The organism is Cellulomonas jepli (assembly GCF_047229345.1).
Lineage (GTDB): Bacteria > Actinomycetota > Actinomycetes > Actinomycetales > Cellulomonadaceae > Cellulomonas_A.
The window spans coordinates 1-20,035 of record NZ_JBFTER010000045.1 but is presented as its reverse complement, the minus strand read 5'-3'; the positions used below and the strand labels follow the sequence as shown (position 1 = coordinate 20,035).

Sequence of the window (20,035 nt, the reverse complement as noted above, 5' to 3'; positions counted from 1 at the left end):
GCGGCGGCGCGCCCGTCCGGCGCCGGGCGGCCCGGTCGGCGGCGCGCGGCGGCACCGGCTCAGTCGGCGACCTTCGGTGCGGCCTCCGGGGCGGCCCCGGGCACCTCGACGTCGGGGTCCGGCACCCGCAGCACCTCGGGGTCGTGCGCGCGCGCCACGTCGCGGTGCAGCAGCACCTCGGCGGCGTGGTCGGCGAGCGCGGTGCCCGCGGAGCCGTAGAGGTGGAAGACGGCGTCCGCCCCGTGCCGGCGCAGCTCGTCGACGTCGTCGTCGTACCGCGCGACGGCGGCGACCTTGCCGGTGAAGCCGGCCTTCTGGAGCCGGGCCAGCGCGATGAGGTTGGCCTTGTGGAACGGCATCGCCAGCACGACCATGCGGACCCGGCCCGCGCGCCGCACGCGTCCCCAGAACTCGAGGTCGGTGGCGTCGGCGCGCAGCACGTCGAAGCCCCGGGCCGAGAGCTCGGTGACCCGCGCCGGGTCGTGCTCGACGCCGACGACCGACAGCCCGTACCCGTCGCGCAGCTGCTCGTACGTCGCCGCGCCGATCCGGCCGAGCCCGAGCACGAGGGCGTCGGAGTGCCCGACGTCGACGAGGCGGTCGTCGGGGTGCAGCTCGTTGGTGCTGTGGTGCGGCAGCAGCCGGACCATCCGGCTCGCGAGCTCGACGCCGCGGCGGTTGACGAGGGCGGACACCGCGAAGCTGATCGCGACGGCGAGCGAGACGACGACGACCCACCGGTCGTCGAGCAGGCCGCCCGAGGCGCCGACGACCGCGACGATGATGCCGAACTCCGAGAAGTTCGCCAGCACGAGCCCGGTGAGGAACGCGGTGCGCCGCCGCAGGCGCATGGCCCACAGCAGGACCGCGTAGAACGCGACCTGCAGGGGCAGCACCGCGAGCAGCGCGACGGCGAGCAGCAGCTCGGTGACCCCCGGCCGCCCGTGCAGCCCGATCTGCAGGAAGAACGCGACGAGCATGAGGTCCTTGAACGTCATGAGCGACCGCGACAGCTCCGACGCGCCGGGGTGCTTCGCGAGGAGCACGCCCATGACCAGCGCCCCGAGCTCGCCGTGCACCCCCGCCGCCTCGAAGAGCCCCCAGCCCATCGCGACGGCGACGGTCACCCCGAACAGCGCCTGCAGCTCGCCGTGGCCGATGTGGTCCCAGATCCGGTGCAGCGGCCACGCGGCGGGCACGACGAGCACGAGCGCGAGGGCCCACGGGCTCGGCACCTCGCCGCCCGAGAGCGACATGAACACGACGGCCACGACGTCCTGCATCACGAGCAGGCCCACCGCGATGCGCCCGTACAGCGACGTCGTGTCGGAGCGGTCCTCGAGCACCTTGACGACGAACACGGTCGAGGAGAAGGACAGCGCGAAGCCGACGAGCGCGAGCCCGCCGAGCGGCTCGTCCGCCACGAGCGCGGGGCCGACGAGCGCGAGCAGTCCCAGGAAGCCGATCGTCACGGCCGTCGACAGCACGATGTGGACGCTCGTGGTGAGCCAGATCTCGCGGCGCAGCAGGGTCCGCGCGTCGAACTTCAGCCCGATCGCGAACAGCAGGAGCACGACGCCGAGCTGCGCCACCTCGTCGAGCCCCTGGGGCACGGGCGCACCCGCGGCGCCGAGCGCGAACCCGGCGACCAGGTAGCCGACGAGCGGCGGGAGGCGCACCGCGGTCGCGAGCAGGCCGCCGGCCACGGCCGCCGCGAGATACAGGCCCAGCTCCATGCGCACCCCCCATGGTGGTGCGGTCATTGTCGCGCACGCGGGAAGGGACGCACCCGGGTGTGCGCCGTGGGCCGGGAGGCGGGAGCGCCTCGGGCGGTGGCCGGTGCCGGAGCGGTGAGCCGCCGCCTGGTTCCGCAGGCCGGACGCACAGGACGCGGCGGTCGCAGGTGCGACCGCCGCGTCCTCCTGGCGTGGCACCGGCCCGAGGTCAGGGCCGGCGGTCGTGCCCGACGACGCTGCCGCCGGGTCGGTCGGTCCGGGTCAGGCGCCCGGGACCGACCAGCGCTGGGCGTCGTTGTTGTAGCAGGTCCAGATCTGGGTCCGGCTGCCGTTCGCGCTCCCGTTCGACGGGTTGTCGAGGCACTTGCCCGACGCGGGGTTGCGGTACGAGCTGCCGTCCCGCACCCAGGTCTGGTTCGACTGGCCCGGGTTGCAGTCCCAGAGCTGGACCTTGGCGCCGTTGACCGTGCCTCGGTCCACGATGTCGAGGCACTTGCCGAGGGCGCGCAGCGTGCCGTCCGTGCCGAGCGTCCAGCGTTGGGCGTTCGTGCCGTTGCACTCCCAGAGCTGCACCGCGGTGCCGTTGGCGCTGTTGGCGCTCGAGACGTCGAGGCACTTGCCCGCGACGCCGGCCTTCACGGCGCCGGTCCCGGTCGTCGCACCGCCACCGCCGCCGCCGCTGCCGCCCGCGCCGAACGGCGTCAGGTCGATGCGGGCGCTGCGCGGGTCGCCGTCGTGCACGAGCGACTCGAACGCGCCGACGTCGTCGAACGCGAACGCGTACGCGCGGCCGTCGGTCATCGCGGCGTGGATGACGCGCCCGTACAGGTTGGGCGGCGTCGAGCGGTAGAACTGGCCGGCGTCGAGGACGGGCTCGGTCGAGCTCGCACCGAGCGTCCCGCGGAACAGCGCGGCGCACAGCGTGCGGGCGATCGGCCCGACGACCTGGTCGTTCGGCGCGTGCAGCGCCCCGTCGCAGCCCCAGACGTCCGAGGACGACGGCCGCGGGAACACGGCGACCTCACGCCCCGACGTGTCGGTGAAGCGCAGCGTGGTGCCGGACGTGCGGCCCGTGTAGCGGACCTCGGGCCGGTCGCCGAACGGCTGCACCGTGAGGGTGCGCGACGTGTAGGCGCTCCACGCCGACGCGATGTACCCGTCGAGGTACGTCGCGCTGAGCAGGCCGGCGCCCGCCGCCTTGCCGGGGGCGAGCACGCGCAGGACGGTGCCGTCCGAGCCCGTGACGACGCTGCGCGCGAACGCGGGGTCGGCGCGGAGCGCGTCGATGATCTGCTGGCGGCCGTTGGGGACGAGCTTGCCCGTCGTACGCGTGGCCCCCGAGGCGCCCGTGACGCTCACGGAGTGCGGGACGGCGAACATGTCGACCTGCGAGCTGTTGAGCCACAGCCCGGAGTCGTTGTAGGTGAGCTCGCTCCAGTCGAACAGCATGTCCCGCGTGGGGTCGCCCGCGGCCCAGGGCGCGGGCTGCACGACGCCGCCCGGCGTGAGCGAGAACGGCAGCTTCTGACCGAACGAGAAGTAGATGCGGCCCGAGAAGCCGCGCGGCACCTGCACGGTGACCGCGCCGCCGTTGGCGGGTCCGGCGATCGCGCTGTCCGGCGCGGGCGAGGGCGGGTTGCTGCCGGCGGGCCAGGCGCGGAACGTACCGCCGCCGTCGACCCAGCCGAGCTTGCCGGTCGCGAGGTTGGTGCCGAGCACGTGCACGAACACCTGCTCGCCCCGCCCGGACTGGTTCGCGACCGTGATCGGCAGCCGGTCCGGCCCGAGCGCGGCGGCCGGCGTGGCGGCCCCCATGACGCAGACGGCCCCCGCGACCAGCGCGGTGAGCCACTTCCGAAGTTGATGCATCGTCTTTCCCTTCGCCCCCTGGTGGGCCCGCGCGCCGTCCAGCACGCGGGAGCGGGCGCGCGGCTCTGCGCGCCCAGACGCGGCGACGTGTCCGGAGCGGACGGCGCCGTCGGGCAATTAGTAAGCGAGCCTGACATACAGGTCAGTAAGTCGCCATCGCCCGAAGGTGTGGACGGTTTTCTGTTATCCGACGAGCGCGCCGGCGTCGGTCGCCGGCGCGCTCCGGCCGGGCCTCAGCCCAGGCCCTCCCCCTCGAGCGCGTCCGTGAGCAGCGCGACCAGGGCCTCGAGCTGCACGTCCGTGGACGACGAGCCGTCGTCCTCCCCCGCGCCGTCGAGCGCCCGCGCCGCGAGCCCCGACTTGCTGTCGATGAGCTCCGCGATCTTCGCGTCGATCGTCTGGGCGGCGATGATCCGCCACGCGGTGACCGGCTCCGTCTGGCCGATGCGGTGGATCCGGTCGATCGCCTGCGTCTGCTCGGCGTCCGTCCAGGACAGCTCCGCGAGCACGAGGTTCGACGCGACCTGGAGGTTCAGCCCGACGCCCGCGGCCGTCAGCGAGCACACGACGATCTGCACCTCGGGGTCCTCGACGAACGCCTTGATGTTCTTCGCGCGCACCCGCGGCGTCTGGTCCCCGCGGATCGACGCGTACCGGATGCCGCGGTCCGCGAACGTCTGCTCGGCCTGGTCCATGACGTCGACGTGCTTGGCGAAGAACACGACCTTGCCGACGTTGCGCGCGAGCTGCGCGGCGTAGTCGGCGGCCAGCCCGGCCTTCGCCTGGCCGATCCGGCGGACCATCGTGAAGACGTTCTCGCCGCCCGCCTTCGAGCTCGAGTCCTTGAGCTCGGTCGCCGCCACGCGGCGCGCAAGCTCGAGGTCGATCCCGTCGGGGACGCCCTCCGCCGCGCGCGACTCGACGACCGACCGGTAGCGCTCGACCAGCCGGCGGGACAGCGCGGCCTCCGCGGCGCGGATCGAGCGGCCGACCGCGCCGTCGAGCTCGACGGGCAGGTCCGCGACCCGGCGCGCCGGGATGTCGGCCACCACGTCGGCCTTGCGCCGGCGCACGATGCCCATCTCGATCACGCTGGCCCGCGCCTCCGCGTAGAACCCGGGGTCGGCCGGCGTCAGCCCGGTCTCCTCGAGCGCCGTCATCAGCGCACCGAGCGGCTGCTTGTCGTCGATCCAGCCGAGCAGCTGCCAGATCGCCCGGAAGTCCTCGATGTCGTTGATCAGCGGCGTCCCGGTGAGCGCCATGAGCAGCGGGCGCGCGACGCGCTCCCGGATCCGCTCCGAGAGCGCCAGCACGTGCCGCGAGCGCTGCGAGGTCTTGTTCTTGATGAAGTGCGCCTCGTCGACGACCATCCCGCGGAAGCCCAGGTCGCCGAGCCAGCCGACGTGCCGGTCCAGGAGCTCGTAGTTCACGATCACGACGTCCGCGAAGCCGTCGACCTGCTCGCCGTCGCCGTGCACGACCGTGGCCCGGCGGTGCGGCATCCACATGCCCACCTCGTGCGCCCAGTTCGTCTTGACGACGTTGGGGACCACGACGAGCAGCGGGAACGCGTCCGCGGCCTGCGCGGCGAGCAGCGCCTGCGCGGTCTTGCCGAGCCCGGGCTCGTCGGCGAGCAGGAACGTGCGGTGGCCGCGGGCGGTCGCAGCGACGACCTGCGCCTGGTGCGGCATGAGCTCCCGGCCCAGCGGGACCCGCACGGCGCGGGGCTCGGGCAGCGGCATGCACGCCGGCGCACCGGGGGCGGCCTCCGCGAACGACCGGAACAGCGGCTCGAGCAGCTCCCAGCCGGCCAGCCGCCGGGGACGGGCCGCCGTCCGCTGCGCCGCGGCCTCGAAGTCGGGGGCGAGGAACGGGTTCGCGAGCTGACGCGAGATGACGGAGCGGGGGACGACGCGGTTCTCGGCACCCGGTGTCGGCGCGGGGGGTGCGACGGGCTCCGGCTCCTCGGGCGGCTCGATCCCGCCGGCGCGCAGGACCGTCGCCTTGAACGCGCGCGCCGCGTCGGTCACCTTGGCGTCCTCGGCGAGCAGCGCGAGCAGCGACGTGTCGCGGGCGGCGGTCTTCGCGAGCATCGTCGCGACCCCGTCGAGCCGCTTGAGCTCCTGGGTCCGCTTCGCCTCGGTCAGGGCCGTGTCGGCCTTGACGCGCGCTCGCTCCTCCCGCACCAGCAGCGCCACGACCTGGAACTTCGTGCGGATCGTGGGACGGGTCGGCGGCCGCTGCACGGCGCTGTCGACCTCACGGGCGACCCCGGCGAGGACCGGGATCAGCCCCTCCTCGGTGGGGCGCTGGGCGCCGCGGCGACGCTGGGTGGCGGCGGGCTCCGGGCGCGCACGACTGGACCGGCGCTGGCCTGCTCGGGCCACATGTCCTCCTTCAAGCGTCCGCAGTGCAGGTGACTGCACCGCACTGCACTGCACTGCACGACGACCGATCGCCGACGCAGGGTGCCGCGCCGCCCGGTCGTGCCGGGGCAGCTCGGGCTCCTGCTCCGCCGCGGGACTGACCGCACGCGCACGTCGGGTGCGCGACGCAGGTCCGCAGGATGCGGCCGGCGGCGGCGGTCCGGGCGTCGTCACGACGCTCCGGCTCGCGGGCGACGACCACCTGCGCTCGACGGGGTCGGTGCGGGAGTCGTTCGTTCGTCCGGGGCAAGCCGACCGGCGTCGACCGCTGGGTTGTCCACGTACCCCGACAGACTATCCGCACCGTGAGACAGGTGGCGGACGGTCGGTGACGACGCGGCCCCGGCGGGGTGACGCTCCGGCCGACCCGAGCACATCACTCGGCGCTGCACCGTCGGTGCGCCTGGGCAGATTCGAACTGCCGACACCCGCTTTAGGAGAGCGGTGCTCTATCCCCTGAGCTACAGGCGCGGGGGTCGCCGTCGCACGGACTGCCGCGGCGGGACGCCGACGAGCCTACCGGCTCACCTCGCTCCGCTCCGCCCGCAGGCCGGCGTCCCGTACGCCGCGCGCAGCTCGTCGGCGGGTGGCGACGTCGTCATCCTCGCCTCCGGGCCGACGTGCTGACGCGGTCGATCAGCCGTTCCGTCGCGGCCTCATCCAGGGACCCGTTCTCGGCCGAGCGGCGAAGACGCCCGATCGTGGCGGGTTCGAGGCGCACGAGCACGCGCGCCGGGGCGACGGCCTCGTCGACCCGGCCTGCGCGCAGCAGCGCCAGGACCTGGGCTCCGAGACAGACCGGGTCGTCCGGCGCCATGCGGAGCGCCTCCCCGACGTCCACGAGGTCCTCGTAGGAGCCGTGCTCCCGCAAGGTCCGGGCCAGCACCGCGTGGGCCTGGTGCGCGCGGTGCAGCGACCTCAGCTTCTCGGTCGGCGCCGGGTCCTGGTCCAGGCGCAGGTCCTGGAGGTCGTCGGGCTCTGCGACCAGCAGGGCAGCCGACATCTTCCCGCGCACGTCTCCGCCGAGCTCGTCCGCGCGGGTCAGCGCGTCGAGGAGCGCGGCTGCCAGCGGCCCTCGCGCCATGCTGTCCACAAACGCCGCGACGCTCGCCTCCGGGACGTGCTCGCGCGCCATCAGGTTCGCCACCGCGCACACCCCGACGCCGTGCACGGCTCCGACGTGCGGCTCGAGGTCGGCGCCGGAATGGCTCGCTGTGCGGCCGCGTGCGTCGACGACTGCGATCTGCGAGTCCGCCGGGAGGCCGGTGGCCACCAGGCTGTCGACGAGCTCGTGAGCCGGGACGAGCTGCTCGAGACGACGCCGGATCGTCGACCGGAGGCTCTGTGGTGCCCCGCCCTGGACCACGGCGGCGCCGGCGCCCGGCACGACGATCGGGACACGGGCCCCTACCGCCAGGACGAAGCTCGCGGTCGCGACCCCGACCGCGCCCGTCCGGTCGTCCCGCGCCAGGATCGAGAACGTCACCGAAGACCTCCCTGCCATCGCGTCGTCGAACCCGGCGCCCGTGCGGGCGGTGGACGACCTCGTCGGGGACCTCATCCCGGCGCCGAAGCACATCCGGGTCTCGACCTTCTCACTCGACCGGACCTCCGCGGTGCGGGACCGACCCGTGCTGCGCCGTCCCGCCGAGCCGAACCTCCTCGGAGCACCGGCGTCGAGCCGTAGACTCCGCCGGCAGCGCCCGTGACACAGCACTCCCGGGCCCTCTCGTGGGAGGAACCGCCATGGACGGCCCAGCGCACGCGGCACCTGACGTCGACGACCGCGACGCCCGGGAGACGCACGACGACGGTCGTGCGGACCCCGCGCCCGGCGCGCAGGACGAGGGCCCGTCGGCTGCTCTCGTCGAGGTGCTCCCCGGGGTCGCCGTCGTCTTCGGCGACCTTCCCGAGAGCCTCCTGCTCGACCTCGTCGACTTCGGGGTCGTCCCCGCGTCGGACCGCCGCCAGCTGGCCGCGACTCTCGGCTCGATCGTGGGCAGCACGGCCGGGGTGGCCGGCAGCATCGCGAGCGCGGCGTCCAGCGCCCGAGGGCTCTACCGGGTCGGTTCCACGACGCAGGCGCTGCTGAGCAACGGCGCCGTCCTGGCGGTCAAGGACGGCGCGAACCTGGGCTCCGTGTGGATGAACGGCAAGCTCGTCGCGCAGGCACGCTTCATCCCGGTCGCCGCCGTGAGCGTGGCATCGGCGGCCGCCGCGATCGGCCCGGCCGTCGCGATGGTCGCGCTGCAGATGCAGCTGAACCAGATCACCGGCCTGGTCCGCACGAACGTCGCCCTGACGACGCAGACGCTCGGAACCGTCCTCAGGGAGCAGTGGGCCGAGCTGAGCGGACACGTGGCCGCGATCGACCGCGCGCTCGCCCAGGCACGGGAGATCGAGTCGGTCCCGGCCTCGCTGTGGGACACGGTCTCCGGGAACGAGGCCGCTCTGCGCAAGCAGGTCGACCTCTACCGCCGTCATGTCGGCAGCCACCTCGGGAAGATCGACCAACCGCAGGCCCGGGCCCGCCGCGAGTACCTGGAGGCGAACGCCGAGACGATCGCCTTCGACTCCCACGCACTGATGTCCTCATTGAAGGCGTGGACCGGGTACAAGGCCCTGCACGCCGGTAAGGCGCGGACCGCGGGGCCCGACGACGCCGACGAGGCGAGGCTCGTCGACCTCATCGTCCGCGACACGCGCCAGGAGCTGGAACCAGCGCTCGCGGAGGCGACGCGGCTGGTCGATGCCGTCACGCGGGAGCTGCGGCTGATCGCCGAGCTGACCGGGCCCTCGAAGATCCCGCTGAGCCGCAAGGGCAAGGACCACCGCGCCGCCCGCCTCGTGAGCACCGAGATGCTCAAGACGATCGAGCCGCTCGCGGACGCCCTCAGGCCGCCGCCGCCGGTGCTGAGCCCTCCCACGATCCTCTGCTCGCTCAAGGACCTCGACCTCGATCCCTACCTGCGCGCACTGCGCTGGGTCGTCGACCAGGACGAGACGTTGCGGTCCATCGCCTTCTGCCACCAGCGCGACGAGGCCGACCTCGTCGCGTCCGTCGGCCAGAACGTGGTGAGCAGGATCGACCCCGAGCAGTGGGCGACGCTGGTCGTGGTCACGGACAGGCGGATCCTCACGTCGCGGGCCGGCGAGTTCCGTCGCGAGGGGCGGATCGGGCGGCAGATCCCGACGGACGACGTGCGGTACGTCCGCGTGAGGACGGGGCGTGGCGAGGGCAAGCGCGCCGAGCTCGACCTCATCACGCGGGCGGTCGATCTCCGGTGGAGCTTTCACCCCGAGACCGACGACGCGCAGGTCGAGGCGCTGGCCGCAGTCCTCGCCGGGTCCATGCGGCTCCCTGACGAGGAGCGGGACGCGCTCGTCCGGGGTGCGGACACTCGGTCATCGGGAACGGGCGGGACCGACGACGCGGACGGTGCGTCACCCGGCCCGCGGGCGATCGACGACTGAGCTCGAGAGCGTCGAGTCGATCGACTCCGTCACCGCCGCGGTCCGGTCACCGTCCCCTCCTGGTGAGCGCCGTCGTCAGCTCGCGGTGCAGAGGAACCCGCTCCCCATCGCGACCACCACGGCCCCCGCGCCGTCGTCGGACGTGATCACCGTGTACCCCCCGTCGTCGTCCCGCGTGTACCACCACCGATCACCCTCCGACATCGGTTCGCCGCTGACCGCCGAGGGGTAGAGCGCGGAGACCCGCTCCTCCGGGTCGCCGATCCGCAGACCCTCCGCAGTGGCGGACGCCGGGTCCCCGCCCTCCCCACGGTGGAGCGACCATCCGCCGACGTAGGGGTCGGTCGCGCCACCCTCGGGGTCGGCCGTGAGGACGAACACCCGCAGCCCGGGCCACTTCAGGAGACGGCCCGACTGCCCTGCGGTGTCGCACGCGTACTCGTCGTCGAGCGTCTCCGGGGCGGATCCCAGGCGCTGGGTCAGGTGCGCGACGACGTCGGCCTCGGGCGCGTTGGGCGGGAAGTCGTCGATGCGACCCTCGGGGTGGAAGGTGAGGGCGTCCGGCCTGGGGGTCGGCGCGGCGGGCTCGGTGGCGGAGGCGGTCGGGGCAGGCGGGGCCGACGACGCGGTCGGGGCGGACGTCGGTGCAGGCTCCTGCTCAGGGGCGGTGCACGCGACCAGGGACCCTGCCGCGAGCAGGGCCAGCAGCGCGGCGTGTGCGGGGCGGCCGGGCGAGCGTCGGGTCATCGTCGGCTCCATGGGGTCGTGGGTCGTCGGGCCCCCGCCGGCGTGCAGCAGAGCGACGCGCACCGCGAGGCCGCGCACACCGTAGCGAAGCTGCACCGACCGGCGTCAGCGCCCCACGACCTCCGCCGCGAGCAGCGCCCCGAACGCCTCCCCCGTCATCGGCCGCCCGAACAGGAACCCCTGCGCGTACTCGTAGTCGAGGTCGGAGAACCGCTCGCGCGACGCGTCGGTCTCGACGCCCTCGGCGATGACGCGCAGCCCGAGCGCGGTCCCGAGGTCACGGCACGCGCGGAGCACCGGGGGGTCGTCTCGCAGGGTGATGTCGATCTTGAGGGCGGCGAGCGGCAGGAGCCGCAGCGCGGCGAGCGAGGAGTACCCCGTGCCGAAGTCGTCCAGGGAGAACCGCACGCCGTACGCGGACAGGCGCCCGATGTTCCCGACCGTGACGGCGCTCTGCGCGAGGGCGGTGTGCTCGGTGATCTCGAGGCTGAGGAACGTGAGCGCGACGTGGTGCCGGTCGGCGCTCGCGCTGACGCGCTCGGCGTAGTCGCTGCCCTGGAGCTCGTGCGCGGACACGTTGACGGCGACGGTGATGTCGGGACGGACCTCGCGCCACGTGTGCAGCGCCTCGAGCGCGTCGTCGAGCACGCGCTCGCCGAGCCGGACGATGAGCCCGGTGCTCTCGGCGACCCGGATGAACTCCTCGGGGTTGACCTCGCCGAGCTCGGGGCTGCTCCAGCGCGCGAGGGCCTCCGCGCCGACGATCACGCCGCTGCGCAGGTCGACGATGGGCTGGTAGACGGTCCGCAGCTCGTCCGTCCCGGCCGGGCCGGGCGCACCGTCGAGCGCGCGGCGCAGACCGTTCTCCATGCTGAGCTGCCGCGTCACGGACTCGCGGAGCGCCTCGTCGTACACCTCGACGAGCCCGCGCCCGCGCCGCTTCGCCTGGTACATCGCCGCGTCGGCGTCCCGCAGTGCCGCCTCGGGCCCGCCGTCGACCTCGTGCAGCATCGTCATGCCGATGCTCGCCGAGACGTACAGCTCGTGCCCGCCGACGACGACCGGCTCCCGCAGCGAGCGCAGCACGTGACGGGCGATGGCGACGCCGTCCTCGGGCGCCGCGAGGTCCTCGCAGATGACCACGAACTCGTCGCCGCCGAGCCGCGCGACGGTGTCCTGAGCCCGGAACGCGCCCACGAGCAGCCGGCCGACGGCCCGCAGGAGCTCGTCGCCCACGTGGTGGCCGAGGCTGTCGTTGACGAGCTTGAACTGGTCGAGGTCGATGACCATGACGCACACGTGCGTGCCGCGCCGGACCGCCCGGGCGACCGCGTGCGGCAGGCGCTCGGTGTAGAGCGCGCGGTTGCCGAGGCCGGTCAGGGGGTCGTGCACCGCGGCGTGCTCGGCCTCGGCCGCGAGCGCGAGGGACGTGCGCCGCATGGCCACGAACGCGTTGAGCAGCACGCGCGAGCAGAGCGCGAGGACCCCGACCGTCAGGACGAACGCGGCCACCGGACCGACGATGAGGTGCGTGGCCGTGATCCCCGACATCGACGCGCCGCGCAGGATCATCCACACCCCGAGCGCCGCCTGGAGCGCCGTGACCGGCAGCGCCAGGCGCAACCGGAACAGGGACCAGATGAAGGGGATGTCCCAGAGCAGCAGCACCGACAGCGCGCCGGGGCCCACGGGCGACGTGGCAGCCATCAGGACCACCAGGGCGACGTTCAACGCGATGAGTCCCGCGACCGCCCACGGGCCACGGCTCCTGTTCCGCGTGCGGTAGAGCCACAGGCCGAGCACGAGGTAGACGAGGCCGACCGCGAGCCACGGCGCCGGGCGGCGCTCCGGCGGGTTGATGGCGCCGACGCCCAGGTGGAGGAGCCCGGCCGCGACGAACAGCACGGACAGCAGCCGGTTCGTGAGGGGACGGCTGGTCAGTGCGACGTCGGTACGTGCCCAGCTCACCTCGCCCCCCGACTCTCGTGAGACCTGCATCGTGGCACCCGCGCCCGGCATCGGCCACTGTCCGGCGAGCGCGGCGCCGGACGGTGCTCGCACCACCCCCGCGCGTGCGTGGGAGGATTCGGGGATGACGTCGGAGATCGTGCCCGGAGCCAGCCTGCCCGCGACGCCGGAGGTCCCGCCGCCCGCCGAGCTCTGGGTCGAGCGCACGGGACGCCGCACGTACACCGGCCGCAGCTCGCGCGGCGCGGAGGTGCTGATCGGGCCGGCCGAGGCCGGCGCGGTGTTCACCCCCGGCGAGCTGCTGAAGATCGCGCTCGCCGGCTGCTCCGGCATGAGCGCCGACACGGCGCTCGCGCACCGCCTCGGGGACGACGTCGAGGTCACCGTGCGCGTCTCGGGGCTGAGCGACCCCGAGGAGGACCGCTACCCGGCGCTGACCGAGGAGCTCGTCGTCGACCTGAGCCCCCTCGACCCCGCGCAGCGCGAGCGGCTCATCGCGGTCGTGCACCGGGCGATCGACCTGCACTGCACGGTCGGGCGCACGATCGAGGCCGGCGCCACGGTCGACCTCACCGTCACCGGCGAGCGCTGAGCGAGCGGACCGGCCCCGCGACCACGATCCTGTACCGAGGAACCCGCCCGGCGAACCCCCTGCCGGTACGGACGACGCGAGGAGAGGTGAAGCGGATGGGACTGCGCCGCCGATCGAAGGACGTCACGACGACCGACTGGGCCGCCCAGAACGGGTACGCCACGCCCCCGGGCAACGCGGTCGACACCACGAAGCTCGAGCAGCCGAGCACCGTGCGACGCAAGAGCGTCGCGGACGGCCTGCTCGACCGGGCCGTGACGATCCCGTCCGAGCGCATCCACGCGCACGTGGACTCGCTGCGCCGGCGCAACCCCGAGGCATCGCCGGCCCAGATCATCGGGATGCTCGAGAAGGAGTACCTCCTGATCATCCAGGGTGCGGGCGGTGCGGTCGGTGCCGCGGCCGCCGCCCCCGGCGTCGGGACGGGCGTGGCCTTCACGCTCACCGCGAGCGACGTCGCGACCTTCTTCGCGGCGTCGTCCGCGTTCGCGCTGGGGGTCGCGAGCGTGCACGGCATCGACGTGCAGGACACCGACCGCCGCCGGGCCCTGCTGCTCGCGACGGTCCTCGGCGAGCAGGGTGGCGAGATCGTCGGCGACGCGGCGGGCATCAGCGGCGTGCACTTCGCGCGGACGCTGCTCACCCGCATGCCGTCGGGCACCGTGAAGAAGGTCAACTCGACGCTGACCAAGCGCCTCGTCCGGCACCAGGCCGCGAAGCAGGGCGGCCTCCTGTTCGGCCGGCTCCTGCCGTTCGGCATCGGCGCGGCCGTCGGCATCGCCGGTGCGCGCGCGCTCGGCAAGCCCGTGATCGAGGGTGCTCGGCTCGCGTTCGGGGAGCCGCCCGCGCGCTTCCCGCAGGTCGTCGAGGTCGTGGAGACCGGCGGGACGCCGCGCGTCATCGAGGCGCAGGGCCCGGGGCGCCTGGGGCGCTGACACCGCCCGCGTCGGATCCGGGGTCGGGCCAGGCACGCGCGAGGCGGCGAGCTCGGCGGGGGGGGGCGGTCACCTCTCGGCCGGCTCGCCGTCCCGTCCGGCACGATCGGCGCCCGGTGCGGCGGGCTCGGTGCCCGGTGCGGCCGGCTCGGTGCCCGGTGCGGCGGGCTCGGCGCCCGGCCCGGGATCCCGCGCGAGCTCCGCCCATCCCTGCTCGACCGACGCACGGCACCGCGCGGGGTCGTCGCCGACGCTCACGAGCAGCGCGGTGAGCATGGGGACGCCGTGGTCGAGTGTGGCGCGGGGCAGCGGCCCGGTGGCGACGAGCGACACGAGCCCGTGGCCGAGGGCCCAGCTCTGGATCGCGAGCGCGAGCGGGTCGGTGTCGGGGCGGAACCTGCCCGCGTCACGTGCGCGCCGCACGCCCTCCACGAGGTGCTCGAGCGTCGCGTCGGCCGCCGCCAGGTCCTCGAGGTCCACGCTCGCGTCGAACATGACCCGGTACAGGTCCGGGTGGTCGAGCGCGTGCGCCAGGTAGCCCGCGACGAGGGCCGCGAGGTCGCGCACGGGGTCCGCGGACGGCGCCGTCGTGGCGAACCGGGCCTCGAGCCGCGTGAAGCCCTCCTGCCGGAGCGCCTGCCACAGCCCGTCCATGCCGCCGAAGTAGGTGTAGACCGCCATCGTCGACACGCCGGTCCCGGCGACGAGCGACCGGAGCGTGACGGGCTCGCGGGCGCGGAGCATGCGGGCCGCGCGCTCGAGCAGGAGCGTGCGGACGGCGGGGTCCTTGGTGCGAGCCACGATCCGAGACTACATAGCATTTCAATGCTATGTTTTGTGTGGTCGAGTCGCACCGGTCCCGACCCCGCCGCTCCCGAGGAGAGACCATGGCCGTGACCCTGCAGAACCCCGACGGGCTGCCGAAGCCGGACTTCTACCACCAGGTCTCGGTCGCGACCGGGTCGCGGCTCGTCTTCGTCGCCGGGCAGCTCGCGAGCGACGCCGACGGTGCGCTCGTCGGCGTCGGCGACCTCGCCGCGCAGGTCGAGCAGTGCTACCTCAACGTCGGCACGGCCCTCGCGGCCGCCGGCGCCACGTTCGCGGACGTCGTGAAGCTCACCGTCTACGTCGCGGACGCCCGCCCGGGGCAGATGCCCCAGTTCTTCGAGGGCGTCTCGCGGGCGGCCCAGAAGCTGGGCGTCACCCCGCAGGCGCCGCTCACGGGCATCTTCGTCGCCGCCCTCGCCGACCCCGACGCGCTCGTCGAGATCGAGGCGACGGCCGTCGTCGACTGAGCCACCCACCCCGAGGCACCCACCCCGAGCCGCCCACCACGAGGCACCCACGACGAGGGCCGCACGCGACGTGCTCCGCGTGCGGCCCCTCGTCGATCGTCCGGTGCGGTTCACCAGCGGCCGTGCACGTGCTCCCGCACCGACCGGTCGTAGACGTCCTCCAGCGCGGCGAGCGCGTCCGCGTCGAGCGGTGCGAGCGCGGCGGCGGCGGCGTTCGCGCGCGCCTGCTCGGCGTTGCGGGCCCCCGGGATCACGGTCGAGACGCCGGGCTGGTCGACGATCCACCGCAGCGCGAGCTGCGCGGTCGTCGCGTCGGGGGCGACCCGGCGCCCGATCTCCGCGACCTCCTGCGCCGCCGCGACGCCGACCTCGAACGGGACGCCCGCGAACGTCTCGCCGACGTCGAACGCCTCGCCCTGCCGGTTGTACGTGCGGTGGTCGTTCTCCGCGAACTGCGTGCTCGCGTCGTACTTGCCGGAGAGCAGGCCGCTCGCGAGCGGGACCCGCGCGATGATCCCGACGCCGGCGTCGAGCGCCGCGGGCAGCACGCGCTCGAGCGGCTTGCGGCGGAACACGTTGAGGATGATCTGGACGCTCGCGACGTTCGGGCGGGCGATCGCCGTGAGCGCCTCGTCGACCGTCTCGACCGAGACGCCGTACGCGGCGACGCGCTTCTCCTCGACGAGGGTGTCGAGCGCGTCGTACACCGCGTCACGCGAGTAGACCTCGGTCGGCGGGCAGTGCAGCTGCACGAGGTCGAGGGTGTCGACGCCGAGGTTCTCGCGCGAGCGGTCGTTCCAGGCCCGGAACGCGTCGAGGGTGTACGCGTCGGCGTCGTGCGGCGCGGCCCGGCGGCCCATCTTCGTCGCGACGGTCGGCACCTCGGCGCCCGCGGCGCGCTGCGCCTGGAGGAACTTCCCGACGAGCCGCTCGCTGCGCCCGTCGCCGTACACGTCGGCCGTGTCGAGGAACGTCACGCCGTCCGCGACCGCGGCGTCGAGCACCGCGAGCGCGTCGTCGTCCCCGACGTCACCCCAGTCACCACCGAGCTGCCAGCAGCCCAGCCCCACCACGCCGACCGACCGTCCCGTCCTGCCCAGCACACGCTTCTCCATGCGGCCGACGCTACCCTGGGCTGCGCGGGTGAGCAGGTTCGACACCGCGCCGCCGGCCCCGGACGCCGACCGCGCCCCGGTCCCCAGGAGGACGCATGGAGCACCCCCGGATGTACGACGACGGCGACCCGCTCCTGGCGCACGTCCGCGACGTCGCGGCGGGCTTCCCGGAGTCCGTCGAGGTCGAGGCGTGGGGCCGCCCGACGTTCCGTGCGGGGAAGAAGATCTTCGCGGTGTACGGGTCGAGCGGGACCGACGAGCCCGCGCTGATCCTCAAGCCGGACCCCGAGGAGCGGCCCGCGCTGGAGCAGGACGAGCGGTTCTTCTCGCCGCCGTACTTCGGCCCCGCCGGGTGGCTCGCGCTGCGCCTCGACCCGGCGGTCGACTGGGGCGAGGTGCGCGAGCTGCTCGACGCGTCCTACCGCCAGGTCGCGCTCGTGCGGATGCTCCGGGCGCTCGACGCGTGACCCGCTCCCCCGGCGCACCTCCGCCCGTGAGCAGCACGCCCCGCGGCCGCGAGGTCACCGTGACCCGCGTCCTGCCGGTGAGCGCCGCCGACGCGTGGGACCTGCTGCTCGAGGGCCGCAACCACGAGCGGTGGATCCCGCTGACCCGGATCGACCTGCCCGACGGCCCCCTGCGGCTCGGCGCGCGCTTCGAGGCGACGTCGGGCCCCTTCGCCCGCCGGGGCGCCCCCGGGCTGCTCGACCGCATGCGCCTCGACCGGTTCGAGCCGCCGACGGCCGACCGCGCCGGGGAGGCGCTGTTCACGAAGCTCGGGCCCGTCCTGCTGGGCGACTCCACCGTGCGCGTGGCCGACGCCGGCCCGCGGCGGGCACGGGTGACCTGGTCGGAGCGGGTCGTCCTCGCCGGGCCCGTGCCCGCGGGCGCGGTGCTCTCCCCCGTGCTCGGGCTCATGCTGCGGTTCGCGCTCGCGAGGATCGCGCGCGAGCTGCGCTGACCGCCGCGCAACGAATCACCGCAGAACCGCGGCACGGCGCAACGATCCGCACCCGGACGCGCAACGCGGCGTGCCGGGTCGACGCCCCGGCGGCTCGTACGCTCGAAGGGTGCCCGGCCCGAGCACCACTCGGGCCTCCGGACGCGCCGGGCCCACCCCCCACGGCCCGGCGCGTCGCCCCAGCCCCGCGCTGACCCGACGCCGAGGAGCCCGATGTCCGCCACGCCCGCGACCCCCACGACCGAGCGCACCGCGACCCCCCGTCACTTCCTCATGTGCGAGCCCGTGCACTACACCGTCTCCTACGAGATCAACCCGTGGATGGACGTCACGCGCCACACCGACGCCGGTCTCGCCGTCCGCCAGTGGCGCACCCTGCGCGACGTGTACCTCGACCTGGGGCACACCGTGGAGACGATCGACCCGATCGAGGGCCTCCCGGACATGGTCTACGCCGCGAACGGCGCGACCGTCGTCGACGGAGTCGTGTACTCCGCGCGGTTCCGGTACGCCGAGCGTGGACCCGAGGGGCCCGCGTACCAGAAGTGGTTCGCCGACCGCGGCTACGTGACGCACACGGCGTCGGAGATCAACGAGGGCGAGGGCGACCTGCTCGTCGTCGGGGACGTCGTCCTGGCGGGCACCGGCTTCCGGACCGACCAGTCGGCGCACGAGGAGGCGGCCCGGCTGTTCGGGCGCGAGGTCGTCTCGCTCGAGCTCGTCGACCCGCACTACTACCACCTCGACACCGCGCTCGCGGTGCTGTCGAGCGACCCGGCGGACCCCCAGGTCGCCTACTACCCGCCGGCGTTCTCGGACCGGTCGCGGGAGCTGCTCGAGCGCGTGTTCCCCGACGCGATCCGGGCGACCGAGCGCGACGCCGTGGCGCTGGGCCTCAACGCGGTGAGCGACGGGAAGAACGTCGTCGTCGCCCCGGGCGCGGTCGACCTCGCCGCGGCACTGACCGAGCGCGGCTGGAACCCGATCCCGGTCGACACGAGCGAGCTGCTCAAGGGCGGCGGCGGCGCCAAGTGCTGCACGCTCGAGATCCGCGGCGCGCGATGACCACGACGGTGCCCGTGGCCGCCGCGGACGCGACGCGCACCGCCGGGAGCCCCCCGACGCTCGCGCAGAACTACCACCCGCTCCCCGTGACGCTCGCGTCCGGCTCGGGCGCCTGGGTGCGTGACACCGCCGGGGCCGACTACCTCGACCTCCTGGCGGGGTACTCGGCGCTCAACTTCGGCCACGGGCACCCGGCGCTGCTCGCCGCGGCGCACGCGCAGCTCGACCGGATCACGCTCACGTCCCGCGCGTTCGACCACGACCTGCTCGGGCCGTTCGCCGACGCGCTCGCCGCCCTCGCCGCCCCGCACGTCGTGGGCCCGCCGATGGTGCTGCCCATGAACACCGGGGCGGAGGCCGTCGAGACCGCGATCAAGGCGGCCCGCAAGTGGGGCTACGAGGTCAAGGGAGTCGCGCCGGACCAGGCCACGATCGTCGTCGCGTCGGGCAACTTCCACGGCCGGACGACCACGATCATCTCGTTCTCCGACGACGAGGACGCGCGCACGGGCTTCGGGCCGTACACCCCGGGCTTCCGGCTCGTGCCCTACGGCGACGCGGCGGCGGTCCGGGACGCGATCGACGACACCACGGTCGCGGTGCTGCTCGAGCCGATCCAGGGCGAGCAGGGCGTCGTGATCCCGCCCGACGACTACTGGCCGGCCGTGCGGGCCGCGTGCGACGACGCCGGCGTGCTGCTGGTCGCCGACGAGATCCAGTCGGGCCTCGGGCGCACCGGGACGACGTTCGCGTGCGAGCTGTGGGACGTGCGCCCCGACCTCATGACGCTCGGCAAGGCGCTCGGCGGCGGCATCGTGCCCGTCTCCGCGGTCGTGGGCCGGGCGGACGTGCTCGGCGTGCTCACGTACGGCACGCACGGCTCGACGTTCGGCGGCAACCCGCTCGCGTGCGCGGTCGGCCTCGCGGTGACCGGGCTGCTCGCGACCGGCGAGCACCAGGAGCGCGCCCGCACCCTCGGCGTGCACCTGCGTGAGCGCCTGCAGGCCCTCGCCGACGACGGGCTCGTCGAGCGCTTCCGGGCGGTCGGGCTGTGGGCCGGCGTCGACGTCGACCCCGCGCGGTTCACCGGGCGCGAGGTGTGCGTCCGGCTGCTCGCGGAGGGCGTGCTGGTCAAGGACACGCACGGCTCGACGATCCGGCTCGCGCCGCCGCTCGTCATCGGGCGCGACGACCTCGACCTCGCGCTCGACCGGCTCGCGCTCGTCCTGCGCTGAGCCGCGCGCGCCGGTGTGCGGCGGCGGCCGCGAACCGGGCGTCGTCGCTCGCGCAGGGCGGGCGCTGACGGCGCGGCGGGTCGGCCTGCGGTGCACCGCTGGTCGGTGCCGCGTCCCACGGACGCCGAGGGCCCCGGACGCGCTGCGTCCGGGGCCCTCGTGCACCCGTGAGCGGTTCCGTCCGGCCACGCCCGACTCGCGCCGAGCCGCGTCGGTCAGCTGAAGGACATCGCCGTGAAGAGGCGCCCGTTGAGCGTGACCGCACCGATCGACACGTGCGACGTGCTGGACAGGAGCCACGCGTTGTGGGAGGACGAGTTCGCGTAGGCGGAGATCATCGCGCTCGAGCTGGCGGGCTGCACGTAGCCGACGATGTGGTCGCGGCCGCTGTGCCAGATCCGCCACTGGGCCGCCATGTCCGCCGCGTGGTTCGCGAGCGAGCTCGACCCGGACACGCTCAGCGGGCCGAGACCGTTGGCCGCGCGGTGCGCGTTGATCGCCTCGCCGAGCCCGCCGACCCCGTACGACTCGACGCCGGCGGCCCAGCCCCCGGCGGTCTCGGCCGGCGCAGCGGCGGCGGGTGCCGGTGCGCTGCCGCCGGACGCTGCGCGCGGGGC

General features: G+C 74.5%; 17 protein-coding genes and 1 tRNA gene. 8 read left to right on the top strand and 10 right to left on the bottom strand.

Features of this window, described 5'->3' with window-relative positions; genetic code table 11:
- Positions 1-59: 59 nt before the first annotated feature.
- From AB6N24_RS12175 to AB6N24_RS12155, 5 genes are all read right to left on the bottom strand, one after another.
- Positions 60-1,736, bottom strand: coding sequence for a cation:proton antiporter domain-containing protein (locus AB6N24_RS12175; protein ID WP_412869663.1), 1,677 nt, complete (start codon positions 1,734-1,736; stop codon positions 60-62).
- A 261-nt stretch (positions 1,737-1,997) separates the two neighbouring features.
- Positions 1,998-3,605, bottom strand: a complete 1,608-nt coding sequence (locus tag AB6N24_RS12170) for a glycoside hydrolase family 64 protein (protein ID WP_412869662.1) — start codon at positions 3,603-3,605, stop codon at positions 1,998-2,000.
- A 233-nt stretch (positions 3,606-3,838) separates the two neighbouring features.
- Positions 3,839-5,992, bottom strand: a complete 2,154-nt coding sequence (locus tag AB6N24_RS12165) for a DEAD/DEAH box helicase (RefSeq protein WP_412869661.1) — start codon at positions 5,990-5,992, stop codon at positions 3,839-3,841.
- A gap of 437 nt (positions 5,993-6,429) precedes the next feature.
- A tRNA-Arg gene (locus AB6N24_RS12160) sits at positions 6,430-6,502 on the bottom strand.
- A gap of 127 nt (positions 6,503-6,629) precedes the next feature.
- Positions 6,630-7,517: a DUF1028 domain-containing protein gene (locus AB6N24_RS12155; protein WP_412869660.1), complete on the bottom strand. Its 888-nt coding sequence runs from the start codon at positions 7,515-7,517 to the stop codon at positions 6,630-6,632.
- 260 nt (positions 7,518-7,777) lie between these two features.
- Here AB6N24_RS12155 and AB6N24_RS12150 point away from each other — a divergent pair, with 260 nt between their 5' ends.
- Complete coding sequence (locus AB6N24_RS12150) at positions 7,778-9,505, top strand: hypothetical protein (protein WP_412869659.1); 1,728 nt, start codon at positions 7,778-7,780, stop codon at positions 9,503-9,505.
- 75 nt (positions 9,506-9,580) lie between these two features.
- On the opposite strand, the gene AB6N24_RS12145 is transcribed toward AB6N24_RS12150, so the two are convergent.
- Together AB6N24_RS12145 and AB6N24_RS12140 are read right to left on the bottom strand one after the other, a co-directional pair.
- Positions 9,581-10,252: a hypothetical protein gene (locus tag AB6N24_RS12145; protein ID WP_412869658.1), complete on the bottom strand. Its 672-nt coding sequence runs from the start codon at positions 10,250-10,252 to the stop codon at positions 9,581-9,583.
- Positions 10,253-10,357: 105 nt separating this feature from the next.
- Positions 10,358-12,250: a putative bifunctional diguanylate cyclase/phosphodiesterase gene (locus AB6N24_RS12140; protein ID WP_412869657.1), complete on the bottom strand. Its 1,893-nt coding sequence runs from the start codon at positions 12,248-12,250 to the stop codon at positions 10,358-10,360.
- A gap of 94 nt (positions 12,251-12,344) precedes the next feature.
- Here AB6N24_RS12140 and AB6N24_RS12135 point away from each other — a divergent pair, with 94 nt between their 5' ends.
- Complete coding sequence (locus AB6N24_RS12135) at positions 12,345-12,812, top strand: OsmC family protein (protein WP_412869656.1); 468 nt, start codon at positions 12,345-12,347, stop codon at positions 12,810-12,812.
- 95 nt (positions 12,813-12,907) lie between these two features.
- Entirely contained in the window at positions 12,908-13,747 is an 840-nt protein-coding gene (locus AB6N24_RS12130) for a hypothetical protein (protein WP_412869655.1), read from the top strand.
- A 69-nt stretch (positions 13,748-13,816) separates the two neighbouring features.
- Here AB6N24_RS12130 and AB6N24_RS12125 read toward each other — a convergent pair whose 3' ends face one another.
- Positions 13,817-14,548 carry a TetR/AcrR family transcriptional regulator gene (locus AB6N24_RS12125; RefSeq protein WP_412869654.1) on the bottom strand — a complete coding sequence of 244 codons (732 nt, stop codon included), beginning with the start codon at positions 14,546-14,548 and terminating at the stop codon, positions 13,817-13,819.
- Positions 14,549-14,634: 86 nt separating this feature from the next.
- Between AB6N24_RS12125 and AB6N24_RS12120 the strand changes: the two genes are divergently transcribed.
- Complete coding sequence (locus AB6N24_RS12120; RefSeq protein ID WP_412869653.1) at positions 14,635-15,042, top strand: RidA family protein; 408 nt, start codon at positions 14,635-14,637, stop codon at positions 15,040-15,042.
- A 110-nt stretch (positions 15,043-15,152) separates the two neighbouring features.
- Here AB6N24_RS12120 and AB6N24_RS12115 read toward each other — a convergent pair whose 3' ends face one another.
- Entirely contained in the window at positions 15,153-16,157 is a 1,005-nt protein-coding gene (locus tag AB6N24_RS12115) for an aldo/keto reductase (RefSeq protein ID WP_412869652.1), read from the bottom strand.
- 95 nt (positions 16,158-16,252) lie between these two features.
- On the opposite strand from AB6N24_RS12115, the gene AB6N24_RS12110 reads away from it, so the two are divergent.
- From AB6N24_RS12110 to rocD, 4 genes are all read left to right on the top strand, one after another.
- Complete coding sequence (locus AB6N24_RS12110; protein WP_412869651.1) at positions 16,253-16,624, top strand: MmcQ/YjbR family DNA-binding protein; 372 nt, start codon at positions 16,253-16,255, stop codon at positions 16,622-16,624.
- 26 nt (positions 16,625-16,650) lie between these two features.
- Positions 16,651-17,118: an SRPBCC family protein gene (locus AB6N24_RS12105; protein ID WP_412869650.1), complete on the top strand. Its 468-nt coding sequence runs from the start codon at positions 16,651-16,653 to the stop codon at positions 17,116-17,118.
- 213 nt (positions 17,119-17,331) lie between these two features.
- Positions 17,332-18,183, top strand: coding sequence for a dimethylargininase (gene ddaH, locus AB6N24_RS12100; protein ID WP_412869649.1), 852 nt, complete (start codon positions 17,332-17,334; stop codon positions 18,181-18,183).
- On the top strand, positions 18,180-19,418 hold the full coding sequence (rocD, locus tag AB6N24_RS12095; RefSeq protein WP_412869648.1) for an ornithine--oxo-acid transaminase: 1,239 nt from the start codon (positions 18,180-18,182) through the stop codon (positions 19,416-19,418). Before ddaH ends, rocD begins: the two co-directional genes overlap by 4 nt.
- Positions 19,419-19,633: 215 nt before the next feature.
- Here the strand turns inward: rocD and AB6N24_RS12090 are convergent.
- Positions 19,634-20,035 (bottom strand): CAP domain-containing protein (locus tag AB6N24_RS12090; protein ID WP_412869647.1); only part of this gene is annotated, 402 nt, incomplete at its 5' end.